13 protein-coding genes are annotated in these 14356 nt (G+C 68.7%); 7 read left to right on the top strand and 6 right to left on the bottom strand.

The genetic code is table 11. From position 1 onward, the window contains the following. Positions 1-113 precede the first annotated feature (113 nt). Both tssE and tssF read left to right on the top strand, forming a co-directional pair. A complete protein-coding gene (tssE, locus tag RT97_RS13360) occupies positions 114-701 on the top strand; it encodes a type VI secretion system baseplate subunit TssE (protein ID WP_253278229.1) in 588 nt (195 codons plus the stop codon). A gap of 52 nt (positions 702-753) precedes the next feature. Further along, entirely contained in the window at positions 754-2634 is a 1881-nt protein-coding gene (gene tssF / locus RT97_RS13355; RefSeq protein WP_042579251.1) for a type VI secretion system baseplate subunit TssF, read from the top strand. A 21-nt stretch (positions 2635-2655) separates the two neighbouring features. Here the strand turns inward: tssF and RT97_RS13350 are convergent, their stop codons facing one another. Then, complete coding sequence (locus tag RT97_RS13350; RefSeq protein WP_042579250.1) at positions 2656-3237, bottom strand: TetR/AcrR family transcriptional regulator; 582 nt, start codon at positions 3235-3237, stop codon at positions 2656-2658. Between the two features lie 92 nt (positions 3238-3329). On the opposite strand from RT97_RS13350, the gene RT97_RS13345 reads away from it, so the two are divergent. Further along, on the top strand, positions 3330-3758 hold the full coding sequence (locus RT97_RS13345) for a VOC family protein (RefSeq protein ID WP_042579409.1): 429 nt from the start codon (positions 3330-3332) through the stop codon (positions 3756-3758). A 6-nt stretch (positions 3759-3764) separates the two neighbouring features. Here RT97_RS13345 and RT97_RS13340 read toward each other — a convergent pair whose 3' ends face one another. Together RT97_RS13340 and RT97_RS13335 are read right to left on the bottom strand one after the other, a co-directional pair. Then, positions 3765-5621 (bottom strand): ABC transporter ATP-binding protein, encoded by a 1857-nt coding sequence (locus tag RT97_RS13340; RefSeq protein WP_042579249.1) that lies wholly within the window; start codon positions 5619-5621, stop codon positions 3765-3767. A gap of 72 nt (positions 5622-5693) precedes the next feature. Then, positions 5694-6629: a LysR family transcriptional regulator gene (locus tag RT97_RS13335; protein WP_042579248.1), complete on the bottom strand. Its 936-nt coding sequence runs from the start codon at positions 6627-6629 to the stop codon at positions 5694-5696. Positions 6630-6729: 100 nt separating this feature from the next. On the opposite strand from RT97_RS13335, the gene RT97_RS13330 reads away from it, so the two are divergent. Next, complete coding sequence (locus tag RT97_RS13330) at positions 6730-7554, top strand: DODA-type extradiol aromatic ring-opening family dioxygenase (RefSeq protein ID WP_042579247.1); 825 nt, start codon at positions 6730-6732, stop codon at positions 7552-7554. 28 nt (positions 7555-7582) lie between these two features. Here the strand turns inward: RT97_RS13330 and RT97_RS13325 are convergent, their stop codons facing one another. Next, the gene (locus tag RT97_RS13325) at positions 7583-9079 is read right to left on the bottom strand and encodes a glycosyltransferase family 2 protein (protein ID WP_042579408.1); all 1497 of its coding nucleotides are present in this window, start codon (positions 9077-9079) and stop codon (positions 7583-7585) included. A gap of 161 nt (positions 9080-9240) precedes the next feature. Here RT97_RS13325 and RT97_RS13320 point away from each other — a divergent pair, with 161 nt between their 5' ends. Both RT97_RS13320 and RT97_RS13315 read left to right on the top strand, forming a co-directional pair. Then, positions 9241-9804: a cytochrome b gene (locus tag RT97_RS13320; protein WP_042579246.1), complete on the top strand. Its 564-nt coding sequence runs from the start codon at positions 9241-9243 to the stop codon at positions 9802-9804. After that, positions 9801-10655: an alpha/beta fold hydrolase gene (locus RT97_RS13315; protein WP_042579245.1), complete on the top strand. Its 855-nt coding sequence runs from the start codon at positions 9801-9803 to the stop codon at positions 10653-10655. The genes RT97_RS13320 and RT97_RS13315 overlap by 4 nt, the downstream gene beginning before the upstream one ends. A 12-nt stretch (positions 10656-10667) precedes the next feature. On the opposite strand, the gene RT97_RS13310 is transcribed toward RT97_RS13315, so the two are convergent. Beyond that, positions 10668-11672 (bottom strand): Bug family tripartite tricarboxylate transporter substrate binding protein, encoded by a 1005-nt coding sequence (locus RT97_RS13310; protein WP_042579244.1) that lies wholly within the window; start codon positions 11670-11672, stop codon positions 10668-10670. Next, the gene (locus RT97_RS13305; RefSeq protein WP_042579243.1) at positions 11669-12664 is read right to left on the bottom strand and encodes a Bug family tripartite tricarboxylate transporter substrate binding protein; all 996 of its coding nucleotides are present in this window, start codon (positions 12662-12664) and stop codon (positions 11669-11671) included. The genes RT97_RS13310 and RT97_RS13305 overlap by 4 nt, the downstream gene beginning before the upstream one ends. A gap of 165 nt (positions 12665-12829) precedes the next feature. Here RT97_RS13305 and RT97_RS13300 point away from each other — a divergent pair, with 165 nt between their 5' ends. Further along, complete coding sequence (locus tag RT97_RS13300) at positions 12830-14284, top strand: FAD-dependent oxidoreductase (RefSeq protein WP_042579242.1); 1455 nt, start codon at positions 12830-12832, stop codon at positions 14282-14284. The last annotated feature ends 72 nt before the right edge of the window (positions 14285-14356 follow it).

Genomic DNA, 14356 nt, shown 5'->3' with positions numbered 1-14356 from the left:
AATCCCCGCTTTGGGTGGGCTTTGTCAGCGCATGCCGGCAGATGTGACCATTGTTTGCAATGCGCGCCCCGCATCCACGCAAGACTCTGGCCCTTCCAAGAAAGGCCCAGCCCATGCGACCTGCCGATCCGTCTTCCTTCGCCGGCACCCACCCCGCGCACCCCGGCGCCCGTGCGCTCCGCCCGGCCGATGCCTCGACCTTGCATCCCAACGCGCAGTTGCTGCCCACGCTGTTCGACCGCCTGCGCGACGAAGCTCCGAGCCGCGAGAGCGAACTGCCCGCCGAGTACGCGGTAACGCCCGCGCAGATGCGCAACATCGTGCAGCGCGACCTGGCCTACCTGCTCAACACGACCAATGCCGAAGACCTGATCGACCGCGCGCGCCATGCCGATGCGGCGTCCTCCACGATCAACTTCGGCGTGCCGCCGCTGGCGGGCAGCTACCTCTCGGAGCGCAAGTGGGCGGACATCGAACGCATCATCCGCCGCGCTATCCAGGACTTCGAGCCGCGGCTGATGCCCGAGACGGTGACGGTGGTGCCGCTCATGAAGGAGGGCGGCGCGGCCGGTGAATACAACGTGCTGATGTTCGAGATCCGCGCGCTGATCCACCTGAGCCCGTACCCGCTGGCCTTCACCGTGCAGAGCGCGGTCGACCTCGAAACCAACCGCATGCGCGTGATTTCTTCCGCGCGCTGATCTTCATCACCACGACAAGACTTCAAGACTTCATTCAGGGAAAAACATCGCCATGGACCCGCAACTTCTCGACTACTACAACAAGGAGCTCGTCTACATGCGCGAAGCCGCGAGCGAGTTCGCCGCTTCGCACCCGAAGATCGCGCGGCGCCTGGGCATGCACGGCATCGAGGTGGCCGACCCGTACGTGGAGCGCCTTATCGAGTCGTTCAGCTTTCTCTCGGCGCGCATGCAGATCAAGCTGGATGCCGAATTCCCGCGCTTCACGCAACGGCTGCTCGAAGTGCTGTACCCCAACTACCTGAGCCCCACGCCCTCGATGGCGGTGGCGCAACTGCACCCGAGCGTGAAGGAGGGCGACTTCACACGCGGCTTCGCGGTGCCGCGCGGCACGGCCTTCCATGCGCGCGTGCCGGCGGGCGAGGAAACGCCGTGCGAGTTCCGCTCCAGCCAGGACGTGACGCTGTGGCCCATCGAGATCGCCGAAGCGAAGCTCACCGGCGCGCCGCCCGACATTCCCGCGCTGGAGCGCTACCTGCCGCCGCATGTGCAGGTGACGGGCGCGCTGCGCGTGCGGCTGCGCACCGTGGGCGAAATGGGCTTCGGTGCGCTGGTCGGGCTCGACCGGCTGCCCATCTACCTGCGCGGCAACGAGCACGTGGCCTCGCATCTTTTCGAGCTGCTGCACACCTCGGCGGTCGCCACCTTCGTCGGCGAGCCGGGCAAGCTGATGGAGCGGCCGCACGTGGTGATCGACGGGGCGCTGGTGCACGAAGGGCTCGCGCCGGGGCAGGGGCTTCTTCCGCTGGCGTGGAACACATTTCATGGACACAACCTGCTGCACGAGTACTTCGCCTGTCCCGAGCGCTTCTACTTCTTCACGCTGACCCAGCTGGCACCGGGCCTCGCGCGGGCGCAGGGCAAGGAGGTCGAGATCGTCGTACTGCTGAACAAGCCGCCGGGGTCGCTGGGGGCGCTGGTCGATGCCGGGCAGTTCGCGCTTTTCAGCACGCCGGTGGTCAACCTCTTCGAGCGGCGCACCGATCGAGTCGAGCTCAATGCGGCGCAGCCCGAGTTCCACCTGGTGCCCGACCGCTCGCGCCCGCTCGACTTCGAGGTCTATTCGGTCCAGCGCATCGCGGGCCAGCAGGCGCAGACCACGGCCGAGATGGAATTCCGCCCGCTCTACCAGACGCTCAATGAAGACGAGGGCAACTACGGGCGCTACTTCTCGGTGCGCCGCGAGCCGCGGCTCGTGTCCGACACGGCGCGCAAGTACGGCACGCGCACGCCGTACATCGGCACCGAGGTGTTTCTTTCGCTGGTCGACCAGCACGAGGCGCCGTATCCGGAGAGCCTTCGCTACCTGTCGGTGAAGGCGATGCTCACGAACCGCGACCTGCCGTGCCTGGTGCCGCGCAACGGGCATTCCGATCTCGCGGTGTCCGACTCGATCCCGGTTTCGGCGGTGGGCCTGATCCGCCCGCCGAGCACGCCGAAGTCGCCGTTCGCGCAGCGCGAGATCGCATGGCGGCTGATTCGCCAGCTGGGCTTCAACCACCTGCCGCTGGCCGACATGCCGCATCGCGAGGGCGCGCAGGCGCTGCGCGACATGTTGCGGCTGTTCGTCTCGGCCGACAGCGACGTGCTGCGCCGGCAGATCGACAGCCTCGTGGGCTCGCGCATCGAGCCGGTGACGCGGCGCCTGCCGGGACCGGGTCCGTTGATCTACGGGCGAGGCGTGCAATGCACCCTGAGCGTGGACGAGGAAGGCTTCTCGGGCACGAGCCCGTACCTGCTGGGCGTGGTGCTGGAGCACTACCTCGCGCGGCACGTGAGCATCAACGTGTTCACGCAGACGACGCTCGAATCGATGCAGCGCGGCACGGTCGCCCGGTGGCCGGTGCGCATGGGCGGGCGCGGGATCGTCTGAGGGCCAGGGCCTGAACAGGCCCTAGCGTTTCCTGACGGGGCCCAGCGCCTGCTCGATCAGCCAGCGCATGGCCGCGCGGACCTCTGCGGCGTCGGCGCCTGCATCGATCTCCAGTGCGGCGCGGTCGAAGGCTGCCGACAGCAACTGCGACAGCGCATCGATCGAAACTTCGCCGCGCCCCATGCCGGCCCGTTTCAAGCCCTCGCGCAGCGACTGCGCCGCGTTGGCATCGTCGATCGCCATGGCCTCGGCCATGCCCAGCACCGCAGGGCCATCGACCAGCAGCAGCCGCGTGCGGCCTGGCACGGTCATGGCGTCCAGGTAGGCCTCGCTGCCCTGGAGCAGCGCTTCGCGCGGGCCGAGCCGCTCCGGCGTGGCGGCCTCGATGTCGGCCGCAACCGCCATCGCCTCGCGCGCCAGCACCTGCCGGAACAGGTCGCGCTTGTCCGCGAAGTGGTGGTACAGCGCGCCTCGCGTGATGCCCGCGGCCTGCGCGATTTCGGGGGTGGAAGTGTCGCCATAGCCCTTGCTGACGAAGAGCGCGCGGGCGGCTTCGATCAGGGCGAGCTGGGTGCTTTCGGTGCGTTCGCGGTTGGTGGCCATGGAAGGTAATTTACATGCAGGCTGTCTGTAGGTTAGTATTTAACGTACGTACAGCCTGTATGTTTTATGAAAGGACCTGTCCCATGCTTCCCATGAAAGTCACGAGCTACTACCCCGTCGTCATGACCGAAGACGTGGCCGGCACCGCCGCCTTCTATCAGTCGCATTTCGGTTTCGTGCCGCTCTTCACCAGCGACTGGTATGTGCACCTCCAGCTGGAGGGCGAGCCGTCGGTGAACCTCGCCGTGCTCGACGGCCGCCACGAGACCATTCCGGCGCCCGCGCGCGGCCAGGTGGTGGGCGGGCTGCTGCTGAACTTCGAGGTGGACGACCCCGATGCCGTTCACGACCGCCTGAAGGCGGCCGGCCTGCCGATTCTTCTGCCGCTGCGCGACGAGGCCTTCGGCCAGCGCCACTTCATCACGCGCGACCCGAACGGGGTGCTGATCGACATCATCAAGCCGATTCCGCCGAGCGGGGAGTTCGCGGCGCAGTACGAGGCCGGCGCGCTGCCGACCTGACCGCGATCAGGCCCTGAGCGCCTCGTCTTCGTCGAGCGAATCGCCGAGGAACCCGCCGCTCTGGTGCGCCCACAGCCGCGCATAGAGGCCGCCCTGGGCCATCAGCGTGCGGTGGTCGCCTTCTTCCACGACGCGGCCTTCGTCGAGCACGATGAGCCGGTCCATCGCCGCGATGGTCGAGAGCCGGTGCGCGATGGCGATCACGGTCTTGCCTTCCATCAGCGTGTAGAGGCTCTGCTGGATCGCGGCTTCCACTTCGGAGTCGAGCGCGCTGGTCGCCTCGTCGAGCAGGAGGATCGGCGCGTCCTTGAGCATGACGCGCGCGATCGCCACGCGCTGCCGTTGGCCGCCCGAGAGCTTCACGCCGCGCTCGCCCACGTGCGCCTCGTAGCCGCGCCGTCCGCTCGCATCGCCCAGCGTCTGGATGAAGTCGTGCGCTTCGGCGCGCCGGGCGGCGGCCTCGATCTGCGCGTGCGTCGCATCGGGCCGGCCGTAGGCGATGTTGTCGGCCACCGAGCGGTGCATGAGCGAGGTGTCCTGCGTGACCATGCCGATGTGGCTGCGCAGCGAATCCTGGGTGACGTGCGCGATGTCCTGCCCGTCGACGAGGATGCGGCCGCTCTCAAGGTCGTGAAAGCGCAGCAGCAGGTTCACCAGCGTCGACTTGCCGGCGCCCGAGCGGCCGACAAGGCCGATCTTCTCGCCGGGCTTCACCGTGAGGTTCAGGTCGTCGATCACGCGCCGGCCCGCGTCGGCGTAGCGGAAGCTCGCGTGGTCGAAGCGCACTTCGCCGCGCGGCACCTCGAGCACGCCGGCGTCGGCCGCATCGAGCACGGTGCGCGGGCGCGAGAGCGTCTTCATGCCGTCCTGCACCGTGCCGATGTTCTCGAACAGGCTGGTCATCTCCCACATGATCCAGTGCGACATGCCCTGCAGCCGCAGCGCCATCGCGGTGGCCGCGGCCACCGCGCCCACGCCCACCGTCCCGTGCGACCAGAGCCACAGGGCGGTGCCCGCCATGCCGGCCGTGAGACCCATGCTCAGCGTGTGGTTGACGATCTCGAAGGCGCTCACCAGGCGCATCTGGCCGTAGCCCGTGTGCATGAACTCGCGCATCGCATCGCGCGCGAAGCCCGCCTCGCGCTGCGTGTGCGAGAAGAGCTTGACGGTCGCGATGTTGGTGTAGGCGTCGGTCACGCGGCCGGTCATGAGCGCGCGCGCATCGGCCTGCGCCTTGCCGACCTTGCCCAGGCGCGGCACGAAGTACACGAGCGATGCGATGTAGAGCGCCAGCCAGATGACGAAGGGCCATACCAGCTGCGCGTCGAGCACGCCCACCAGGATGATCATGGTCGCGACATACACGCCCATGGCCACCAGCACGTCGGCCAGCACGAAGATGGTGTCGCGCACCGCGAGCGCGGTCTGCATCACCTTGGCCGTGATGCGGCCCGCGAACTCGTCCTGGTAGAAGGCCATGCTTTGGCCCAGCATCAGCCGGTGGAAATTCCATCGCAGGCGCATCGGCAGGTTCACCGCCAGCGTCTGGTGCTTGACGATGGTCTGCAGCGCCACCACCAGGATGCTGACCACCAGCACCGCCGCCATCCACAGCAGCATGTCGCCGCGCTCGGCCCACAGCCGCGCGGGCACCTGGCCGCCGAGCCAGTCGACGATGCGCCCGAGGATTGCGAACAGCGCCGCCTCGAAGATCGACATGACGGCCGTGAGCACCGCCATGACGGCGATCTTGCCGCGCACGCCGTGCGTGCAGGCCCACAGGAAGGCGAAGAAGCCTTGCGGCGGCAGTGGCGGTTCGGCGGCGGGGTAGGGGTGGAGGAGTTTTTCGAAGAAGCGGAACAAGGACACGGTCTCCCAGAGAGCCCTGGACTTTAGCCTCGCCCGCAAATCCTTGCCCTGAAAAGGTGCGTTGCGCTAGCGCCTGCGCGGCTTCGCGGTGTCGGGCGGCGTTGCCTTTGGTTCCAGTGCGCCGAGCCGCTCGCCCAGGAAGTCGATGAAAGTACGCAGCTTGGGCGCCATGTACTGCCGGCTCGTGTACACCGCAAAGAGCGTGACCGGCTCGGCCTCGTACTCCGGAAGCAGCCGCACGAGGCGGCCCTCTGCGAGGTCGTCGTCGATGAGCCACAGCGGCATGAACGCGATGCCCATGCCCGCATGCACCGCGTGCAGCGTGAGCGTGGTGTCGTCGGAGCGCATGGCCGGCGCGAGGCGCAGCGGCAGCATCCGCCCGCCCGGCCCCTTGAGCGCGAGGTTGTCTAGGTTCACGTAGCTCGGCACGATCGCGCCCAGCCGCGACAGGTCGGCCGGCAGCGCGGGGCAGCCGCCCATGCGCTTCAAATAATCAGGCGTGCCCGCGAGGTGAAAGGGCACGCGGCACAGCGGCCGCGCAATCAATGCGGGCGAGGGCTCCTGCGTGGCGCGCAACGCGAGGTCGTAGCCGTCGGCCGCGAGATCGACCTTGCGGTTCTCCAGGTGCATGTCGACCAGCACTTCCGGAAATCGCTCGCGATAGTCGGCGAGCACGCGCGCGAAACGCGGCGTGGCGCACCACACGGGCGCGCTCACCTTGAGCTGGCCCCGCGGCGCCTCGCTCGTCTGGCCGATCGCGGCCTCGGCTGCATCGAGCAGGTCGAGCGCGCGGCGGCTCTGCTCGTACCAGGCGGTGCCGGCCTCGGTCAGGCTCAGGTGGCGGCTGGAGCGGTGCAGGAGGCGCGCGCCGAGCGACTTCTCCAACTGCGCGACGTGCTTGCTCGCCATGGGGGGCGACATCGAAAGCCGCTCGGCCGCGGCCGTGAAGCTGCCGGCTTCGACGACCTCGCGGAACACGCGCAGGCTGGTCATGCGGTCCATCGATGGTTTCCTCAGGAGAAATGATTCGATGCATCGTAGCCGGTCGATTTCTTTTCAGGAAATGTCTACAGTCGATCCAACGCCTTCAAGGAGCATCGACTTGGCCCACGACAACACAACTTCCCGCCTCCCTACGTACTTCATCTCCCACGGCGGCGGCCCCTGGCCCTGGATGAAGAAGGAGATGGGCGCCACCTACGACCAGCTGGCCGCCTCGCTCGCCGACATGCCGCGGCAGATCGGGCGCACGCCCAAGGCCATCCTCATGGTGTCGGCGCATTGGGAGGCCCCGGCTTTCACGGTGCAGGGCAACCCCAGGCCGCCCATGATCTACGACTACGGCGGCTTCCCGCCCCACACCTACGAAGTGCGCTACGACGCGCCGGGCTCGCCCGAACTCGCGCAGCGCGTGCAGTCGCTCATCGCGGCGGCCGGCCTGCCGGTGCAGATCGACCCCGAGCGCGGCTACGACCACGGCATGTTCTCGCCGATGGCCGCGATCTACCCGAAGGCCGATGTGCCGGTGGTGCAGCTGTCGCTGCGTCGCGGTCTCGATCCGGCCGAGCACCTGGCGCTGGGACGTGCGCTCGCGCCGCTGCGCGACGAGGACGTGCTGATCGTCGGTAGCGGATTGAGCTATCACAACCTGCGCAACTTCGGCCCGCAGGCGCACGGCGTGTCCAAGGCTTTCGACGACTGGCTCGACGCCGCGGTGGTGAAGGGCGCGCCGGCCGAACGCGCCGCGCATCTGCAGGCGTGGGAAGCGGCGCCCGCCGCGCGCATGGCGCATCCGCGCGAGGAGCACCTGATTCCGCTGATGGTCGCGGTCGGCGCGGCCGAGGGCGAGGCCGGCGAGCGCGTCTACCACGAGGACGCCTTCATGGGCGGCCTGGTGGTCTCGAGCTATCGCTTCGGCGCGGTCTGACGGAGCGCGAGCCGGGTTGCGGCGCAGGTCAGGGCCGGGGGCCGTGGCGCCCGGCGCCTTCGGCATCGACGAGCCCGACGCGGGTTTGCTGCCCCCAGGTGCCGCGGCCGGTCAGGAAGGTCCACCAGCCCCACGCGGCGCCGGTGTGCCGAAGGATCTGGAAGGTGAAGGGCTCTACCAGCGCGGCCAGGAAGGCCTGCGCCATGTGGGCTTCGCCGGGTCGGCCGACCCAGCGCCTGTAAAGGTGCACCGACCACAAGTGAAAGGCCAGGTCGAGCACGATCTTCGCGCCGATCACCCCCGCCACCGGCGCGAGCACGCCGAAGTCGCCGCGCACCAGGTACATCAGCAAGAGACCGAAGGCGGCCAGCCCGTAGAGCGGCTGCAGCGTGTCGATGGCTTTCACCGGCAGCATCAGCGTGCCCAGCCAGCCGTAGCGCCGGTCGCCCACCATCGCGCGGTACCAGTACTGCGTTTGCAGGAAGCCTCCGAACCAGCGGCGGCGTTGCCGCAGGAAGGCGCCGGTGCTGCTGGGCGCATCGGTGTGGGCCTGCGCGTCGCCGAGCACGCGCACGGTCCAGGCGAGGCCGTGTGCCTCCGAGTGCCGGTGCAGCCGGTGGATGAGCTCGTAGTCTTCGACCAGGCAGTCGGTGTCGAAACCGCCCACCGCGCGCACCGCGTCGAGCCGGAAGCCGGCAAAGGCGCCCGAGATCAGCAGCAGCCCGTTGACCCGCATCCACGCATAGCGCGAGAGAAAGTTGCGGATGTACTCGTAGGTCTGGAACCACTGGAAGCAGCGTCCGGCCAGCGTGCGGCTGCACACGGGGGTGATGACGCCGGTGGCCGCCACCAGGTTCGGCTCCGCGGCGAACGCGCGGCGCACCGCGCCGATGGCCTCCTTGTCGAGCAGCGTGTCGCCGTCCACGGTGAGCACGGTGTCGGTGTCGATGCACTGCATGGCCGCATTGAGCGCCACCGCCTTGCCGCCGTGGGGCAGGCGCAGCCAGTAGAGCCCGGGGTGCAGGGTGCTGGCCTCGCTCAGCGCGCTCGGTGCACCTGGCGCCGGTGCCGTGAGGCCGTAGCGGGATGTGAGCAGCTCGGCGGTGGCGTCGGTGGAGCCGTCGTCCGCGATCACGATGCGGTCGGGCCTGTCGCTTTGCCCGAGCAGCGCGGCGAGCGTGACCGGCAGCACCGCGGCCTCGTTGTGCGAGGCGACGATCACGCCCAGCGTGGTGCGGCGCGCGTTGCCTTCCGGAGCGCCGATGGGGGCGGGTGGCGGGCGCTGCACGGTCCGCAGGATCGGCAAGGTCTTCCAGCCCACGAACAGCAGCAGCACGGTGTCGTACAGCACGTAGGCCACGCCCACCGACCAGGCACGCACGTTGCCGATGCGAAACGCCATGGCGAACAGCAGCGCCCAGAGCGCGAGCACGCCGCCGTGGATCAGCCAGCTTCGCAGCGGCGTGGCGGGCGGGGAGAGCCGCGGCGATGCGGCCACGAACGCGCGTTGGAGTGAATCGTTCAAGAGAAAGCTGCGGAAACTGAAGAGGCGCCGTGTGAGCGGCACGGCAAACGGAGTACGCAAGAACCCGACCAGCGGTTTCAAGGCGCCCGGAAGGCCCGGGGCAATGCCGGGACAATCGGGCGCGCCGAAGACTGAGTGCGTCCAGCCCCGAAAATTCCCCCATGCCCGAACAAAACAACCGCTACACCCGAACCGCCATCGCGCTGCACTGGGTGATTGCGCTGCTCATGGCGATCAACATCGCCCTCATCCTCCTGGTGAACCAATACCCCGACGAGTGGGTGCGGCCCGCCATCGACACCCACAAGTCGACCGGCATCACGGTGCTGGGGCTGGTGATCCTGCGCATCCTGTGGCGCGCAACGCACCGGCCGCCGGCCATGCCTGGCTCGTACGGACGCATCGAGCGTTTCGGCGCGCATGCCGCGCACGGGGTGCTCTACCTGCTGATGGTGCTGCTGCCGCTGTCCGGCTGGATGCACGATTCGGCCTGGAAAGACGCGGCCACGCACCCCATGCAGCTCTTCGGCCTCTTCGAATGGCCGCGCATCGGGTGGATCTCGGGCATCGAGCCGGCGCTCAAGGAGACCTGGCACACGGTGCTGGGCGGCGTGCACACCTGGGCCGGCTACGTGTTCTATGTGCTCTTTGCCCTGCACGTGCTGGGGGCGCTGAAGCACCAGTTCCTCGACGGCGAAGCCGAACTCCAGCGGATGCTCCCATGACCGACACCCAGACCCCCGCCGAATGCATTGCCCGCATCGACGCGCTCTCCACCCATCACGACCCCGTGCACGAAGGCGTGCGCGTGCGCTGGCGCCGCTTCGGCACCGACACCACGCAGCCGCCCATCGTGCTGCTGCACGGCGGCCACGGCAGCTGGATGCACTGGCTGCGCAATGCCGAGGCCCTGTCGGCCCAACGCACGCTGCTCCTGCCCGACATGCCGGGCTTCCACGATTCCGATGGGTTGCCGCGCGTGGCGCCCGGCGAAGACTCGCTGCTGCCCTTGCTGAACGCGCTCGGCGGCACGCTCGATGCGCTCGTCGGCGCGGGCACGCCCATCGACCTGGGCGGCTTCTCCTTCGGCGGCCTCACCGCCGCGCGCTTCGCGGTGCAGCGCGGCGTAGTGCGCAAGCTCGCGCTCCTGGGCAGCGGCGGCCACGGCACGCTGCGCCGCATGACGGCCCAGATGATCAACTGGCGCGCCGCCCCCGACCGCGAAGCCGAGCGCGCCGCGCTGCTGCACAACCTGGGCGCGCTGATGCTGCACGACACCGCGGCCATCGACCCGCTGGCCTTCGAGATCCACGACGTCTCGTGCCACGGCACGCGTTTTCGCAGCAAGGAGGTGTCGCAGGCCGGTGGCCTGCGCAAAGCGCTCGACACGCTGGGCGTGCCGACGCTTCTGCTCTGGGGCGAGTACGACGTGACGGCCGATCCGCGTCCGCTCGTGGCGCTGCTCGCGAGCGAGGGGCCGAACCGCGAAGGCGTGGTCGTCGACGGCGCGGGGCACTGGGTGCAGTACGAGCGCGCCGCCGAGACCAATGCGCAGCTGCGCAATTTCTTCGGCTGAACTTCGCCCTCGCTACTGCTTCGTGAGGCCGAGCTTGCGAATGGTCTCGGCCCACTGGTCGTAGGTCGTGCGCGTCAGCTCGGCCAGTTGCTGCGGCGTGGACGACTCGGCTTCGTAGGCACCCTGGCGGAAGAAGTCGCGCGTGGCCGGCATCGCCAGCACCTGCGCGAGCGCCGCGTTGAGCTTCGCGACCACCGGTGCCGGCATGCGCGCAGGCCCGTAGAAGCCGAGCCAGCTCGCCATGTCGACACCGCTCACGCCTTGCTCGGTCATCGTGGGCACGTCGGGCAGCATCGCGCTGCGCCTGGGCGCCGCCACCGCCAGCATGCGCACCTTGCCGGTGGCCGTGTTCTGGATGGCGTTGGGCGCCGCGTCGAAGTAGTACTGCACGCGGCCCGCGAGAAAGTCCTTCGCCGCATCCGCGCCGCCCTTGTAGGGCACGTGCACCACGTCGAGCCCGGCCTGCCGCGCAAAGGCCTCGCCGTAGATGTGCGACGAGGTGCCGGTGCCGAACGAGGCGTAGCTCATCTTTCCGGGGTTGGCCTTGATGTAGGCGACCAGCTCCTGCACGTTGCGCGCCGGCACGCTGGTGTGCACCGTCAGCACAAGAGGCCCACGCGCGCCGAGCGAGATGGGCGTCAGGTCCTTGAACGGGTCGTAGCGCACCTGCGCCAGCGTCTGCGGGTTCTGCGCGACCACGGAAGAGGGCGCGTACATGAAGGTGTAGCCGTCGGGCGCCGCGCGGATCACCTCCTCGGTCGCGAGGATGAAGCTCGCGCCCGGCCGGTTCTCGACGATGACAGGCGTCTGCAGCACCTCGCCGAGTTTGTTGGCGACGAAGCGCACCTGCGAATCGGAGGCGCCGCCCGCCGCGAGGCCAAGCACGATGCGGATGCTGCGGCCCTTTTCCGGAAAGTCCGCGGGCGAGGCGGCGGGCGAAGCGAGCGGCAAGGCGACCGCGCCCAGCGCGAGCCACGCGGCGATGCGGCGCCGGGAGAAAACGAAAGCGGTGGTCATTGCTTGGCCAAGCCTACCTGCTGAACCATGGCGCCCCAGCGCTCGTAGGTCGTGCGGGTGATGCCTGCAAATTCTTCCGGCGTCGTCGCGCCGGCTTCGTACCCGCCCGTTCGATAGAACTCGCGCACCTGCGGCATCGCCAGCACCTGCGTGAGCGCCGCATTGAGCCGGGCGACCACCGGCGCGGGCATGTGCGCCGGCCCGTAGAAGCCGAGCCAGCTCGGCAGGTCCAGGCCCGCGATGCCTTGCTCGGCGAAGGTGGGCACGTCGGGCAGCGCCGGGATGCGCGCGTTCGCCGCGATCGCGAGGATCTTCACCTTGCCCGAGGCCGAGGTGATGACGGCCGACGAGGCCGAATCGAACATGTACTGCACGCGCCCGCCGATCAGGTCCTTGGCCGCGTCCGAGCCGCCCTTGTAGGGGATGTGCACCGCATCGACGCCGGTCTTCTTCACGAAGGCCTCGCCGTAGATGTGCGAGGAGGTGCCCGCGCCGAACGAGGCATAGCTCACCTTGCCGGGGTTGGCCTTCACGTAGGCCACCAGTTCCTTCACGTTGTTGGCGGGCACCGTGGTGCTCACCGACAGCACCAGCGGCCCGCGCCCGCCCATCGAGATGGCGGTGAAGTCCTTGAACGGGTCGTAGGGCACCTGCGCGAAGGTGTGCGGGTTCTGCGCCATGGTGGAGGAGGGCGCGTACAGCAGCGTGTAGCCGTCGGGCAGCGCGCGCGACACCTCGTTGGCCGCGAGCATGGTGCTCGCGCCGGGGCGGTTGTCCACGATCACGCTGGTGCCCAGCACCTCGCCGAGCTTCTGCGCCACGATGCGCGCCTGCGCGTCGGTGCCGCCGCCGGCGGTGAAGCCCACGACGATGCGGATCGGTTTGCTGCGCGACGGAAAGTCCTGCGCGAACGCGAGCGGCGCCAGACCCAGCAAGGCCGCGGCGCCGAGGGCCGCGCCGAATGCACGGCGGGTGCCGTTGAGTTTCTTCATCGATGTCTCCGTTGGAATGTCCTTCTTATATTGATTTAGAAAATCATAAAAATCCATATTGACTAGGGAATACCCCAAACAAACGGCTTTCAAGGCCATTTTTGTTTGACAAAATGAACATTGAAATCAAAATACGACGAAACAGCCCATCCAAGACACCTATCCATGAAAACTGTCGTCCGCACCGACGAGCGCATCCTGTCCTCCGACATCTTCGACCGCGACAGCCGCGTCAAGCGGCCTGACCATGGCAGCTGGGCCGAGCCTGGCAAGAACATCCCGGTCTATCACCGCTGCGGCGTGCTGGTGGTCGGCGGCGGACCCTCGGGCACCGCGGCCGCCGCTGCCGCGGCCCGCGCCGGCGCCGACGTGGCGCTGCTCGAGCGCTACAACCACCTGGGCGGCCTCTCCACCGGCGGCCTCGTGATCTGGATCGACCGCATGACCGACTGGGAAGGCAAGCTGGTGATCCGCGGCTTCGCCGAAGAACTGTTCGACCGCCTGCCCGCAGACGCCATCGCCGGCCCGCAGCGCGAGGACTGGGGCTCTCAAGACGCGGCCAAGGCCGCGCACTGGTCGCAGCGCACGGCCGCGTACCACGGCGTGGTCACCTGGTCGCCCACCATCGACCCCGAGCGCCTGAAGCTGCTCTCGCAGGAGATCGTGCTGGAGCGCAAGGTCAAGCTCATCTACCACTCGTGGGCCGCAATCCCGATCGTGCAGGACGGCGCGGTGAAGGGCGTGGTCTTCGAGAGCAAGGAGGGCCGCATGGCCATCATGGCCGACGTGGTGGTCGATGCCACCGGCGACGGCGACCTCTTCGCCCGCGCCGGCGCCGCCTACGTGAACGACATCGAAGAAGCCGACGTGCACCACTGCATGAACACCTCGTGGCTCTTCGGCGGCGTGGACATGAACCGCTGGATCGAATTCAAGGCCGGCCAGCCCGAGGCCTTCGCCGGCTTCATGGCGCGCGGGCGCGAGCAGCTCGGCCTTTTCGAGCGGCCCTTCGTCTCGTGGCGCAACGACGTGGCGCTCTTCATGGGGCCGCGCCAGTCGGGCTACTCGGCGCTCGACGTGGACGACCTCACGGCCGTGGAAGTGCGCTCGCACCGCGCCATGGCCGCGCACCTCGATTACTTCAAGGCGCACGCGCCCGGCTTCGAGGACGCCTACCTGATGCTGAGCGCACCGCAGATCGGCGTGCGCCATGCGCGGCGCCTCTCCGGCGTGGGCGCGGTGCTGCGCAGCCAGTGGCCCGACGGCGTGGCGCTGGCGGACGAGATCGGCGTAACGCCTGCGGTGTCGCCGAAATTCCCGAACATCTCCATTCCCTACGGCGCGCTGGTGCCGCAGCAGCTCGACGGCCTCCTGGCCTGCGGTCGTCACATCTCGTGCGACCGCAATTCGCACGGTTTCATGCGCGAGATTCCGCAGTGCTGGATCACCGGGCAGGCGGCCGGCGTGGCGGCGGCGCTGGCCTCGCGCGGCGGCATCGCGCCGCGCCGCGTGGACATCGGCGCACTGCAGTCCGAATTGCTGGCGCAGGGCGTGTACCTGCGTGGCGGCGGCGACGCCGGCGAAGGCGCTACAGCAACTCCGGCCGAAGCCAGCGCCTGACCCCACCCCTCGTCGCCATGAACCCGGCCGACCTCCTTTCGCGAGCCTCTACATTGCAGAGTCTTGCAAAGC

Source organism: Variovorax paradoxus (genome assembly GCF_000834655.1).
GTDB classification, from domain to species: domain Bacteria; phylum Pseudomonadota; class Gammaproteobacteria; order Burkholderiales; family Burkholderiaceae_C; genus Variovorax; species Variovorax paradoxus_F.
This window is presented reverse-complemented; position numbering and strand designations above follow the sequence as displayed.

Bases quoted from the DNA above. Each gene is read 5' to 3' on its own strand.
- tssE (WP_253278229.1), top strand. From the start codon at position 114: ATGCGACCTGCCGATCCGTCTTCCTTCGCCGGCACCCACCCCGCGCAC.
- RT97_RS13305 (WP_042579243.1), bottom strand. From the start codon at position 12,664: ATGAAGAAACTCAACGGCACCCGCCGTGCATTCGGCGCGGCCCTCGGC.
- RT97_RS13345 (WP_042579409.1), top strand. From the start codon at position 3,330: ATGAAAGTCACGAGCTACTACCCCGTCGTCATGACCGAAGACGTGGCC.
- RT97_RS13310 (WP_042579244.1), bottom strand. From the start codon at position 11,672: ATGACCACCGCTTTCGTTTTCTCCCGGCGCCGCATCGCCGCGTGGCTC.
- RT97_RS13335 (WP_042579248.1), bottom strand. From the start codon at position 6,629: ATGGACCGCATGACCAGCCTGCGCGTGTTCCGCGAGGTCGTCGAAGCC.
- RT97_RS13320 (WP_042579246.1), top strand. From the start codon at position 9,241: ATGCCCGAACAAAACAACCGCTACACCCGAACCGCCATCGCGCTGCAC.
- RT97_RS13350 (WP_042579250.1), bottom strand. From the start codon at position 3,237: ATGGCCACCAACCGCGAACGCACCGAAAGCACCCAGCTCGCCCTGATC.
- RT97_RS13300 (WP_042579242.1), top strand. From the start codon at position 12,830: ATGAAAACTGTCGTCCGCACCGACGAGCGCATCCTGTCCTCCGACATC.
- RT97_RS13315 (WP_042579245.1), top strand. From the start codon at position 9,801: ATGACCGACACCCAGACCCCCGCCGAATGCATTGCCCGCATCGACGCG.
- tssF (WP_042579251.1), top strand. From the start codon at position 754: ATGGACCCGCAACTTCTCGACTACTACAACAAGGAGCTCGTCTACATG.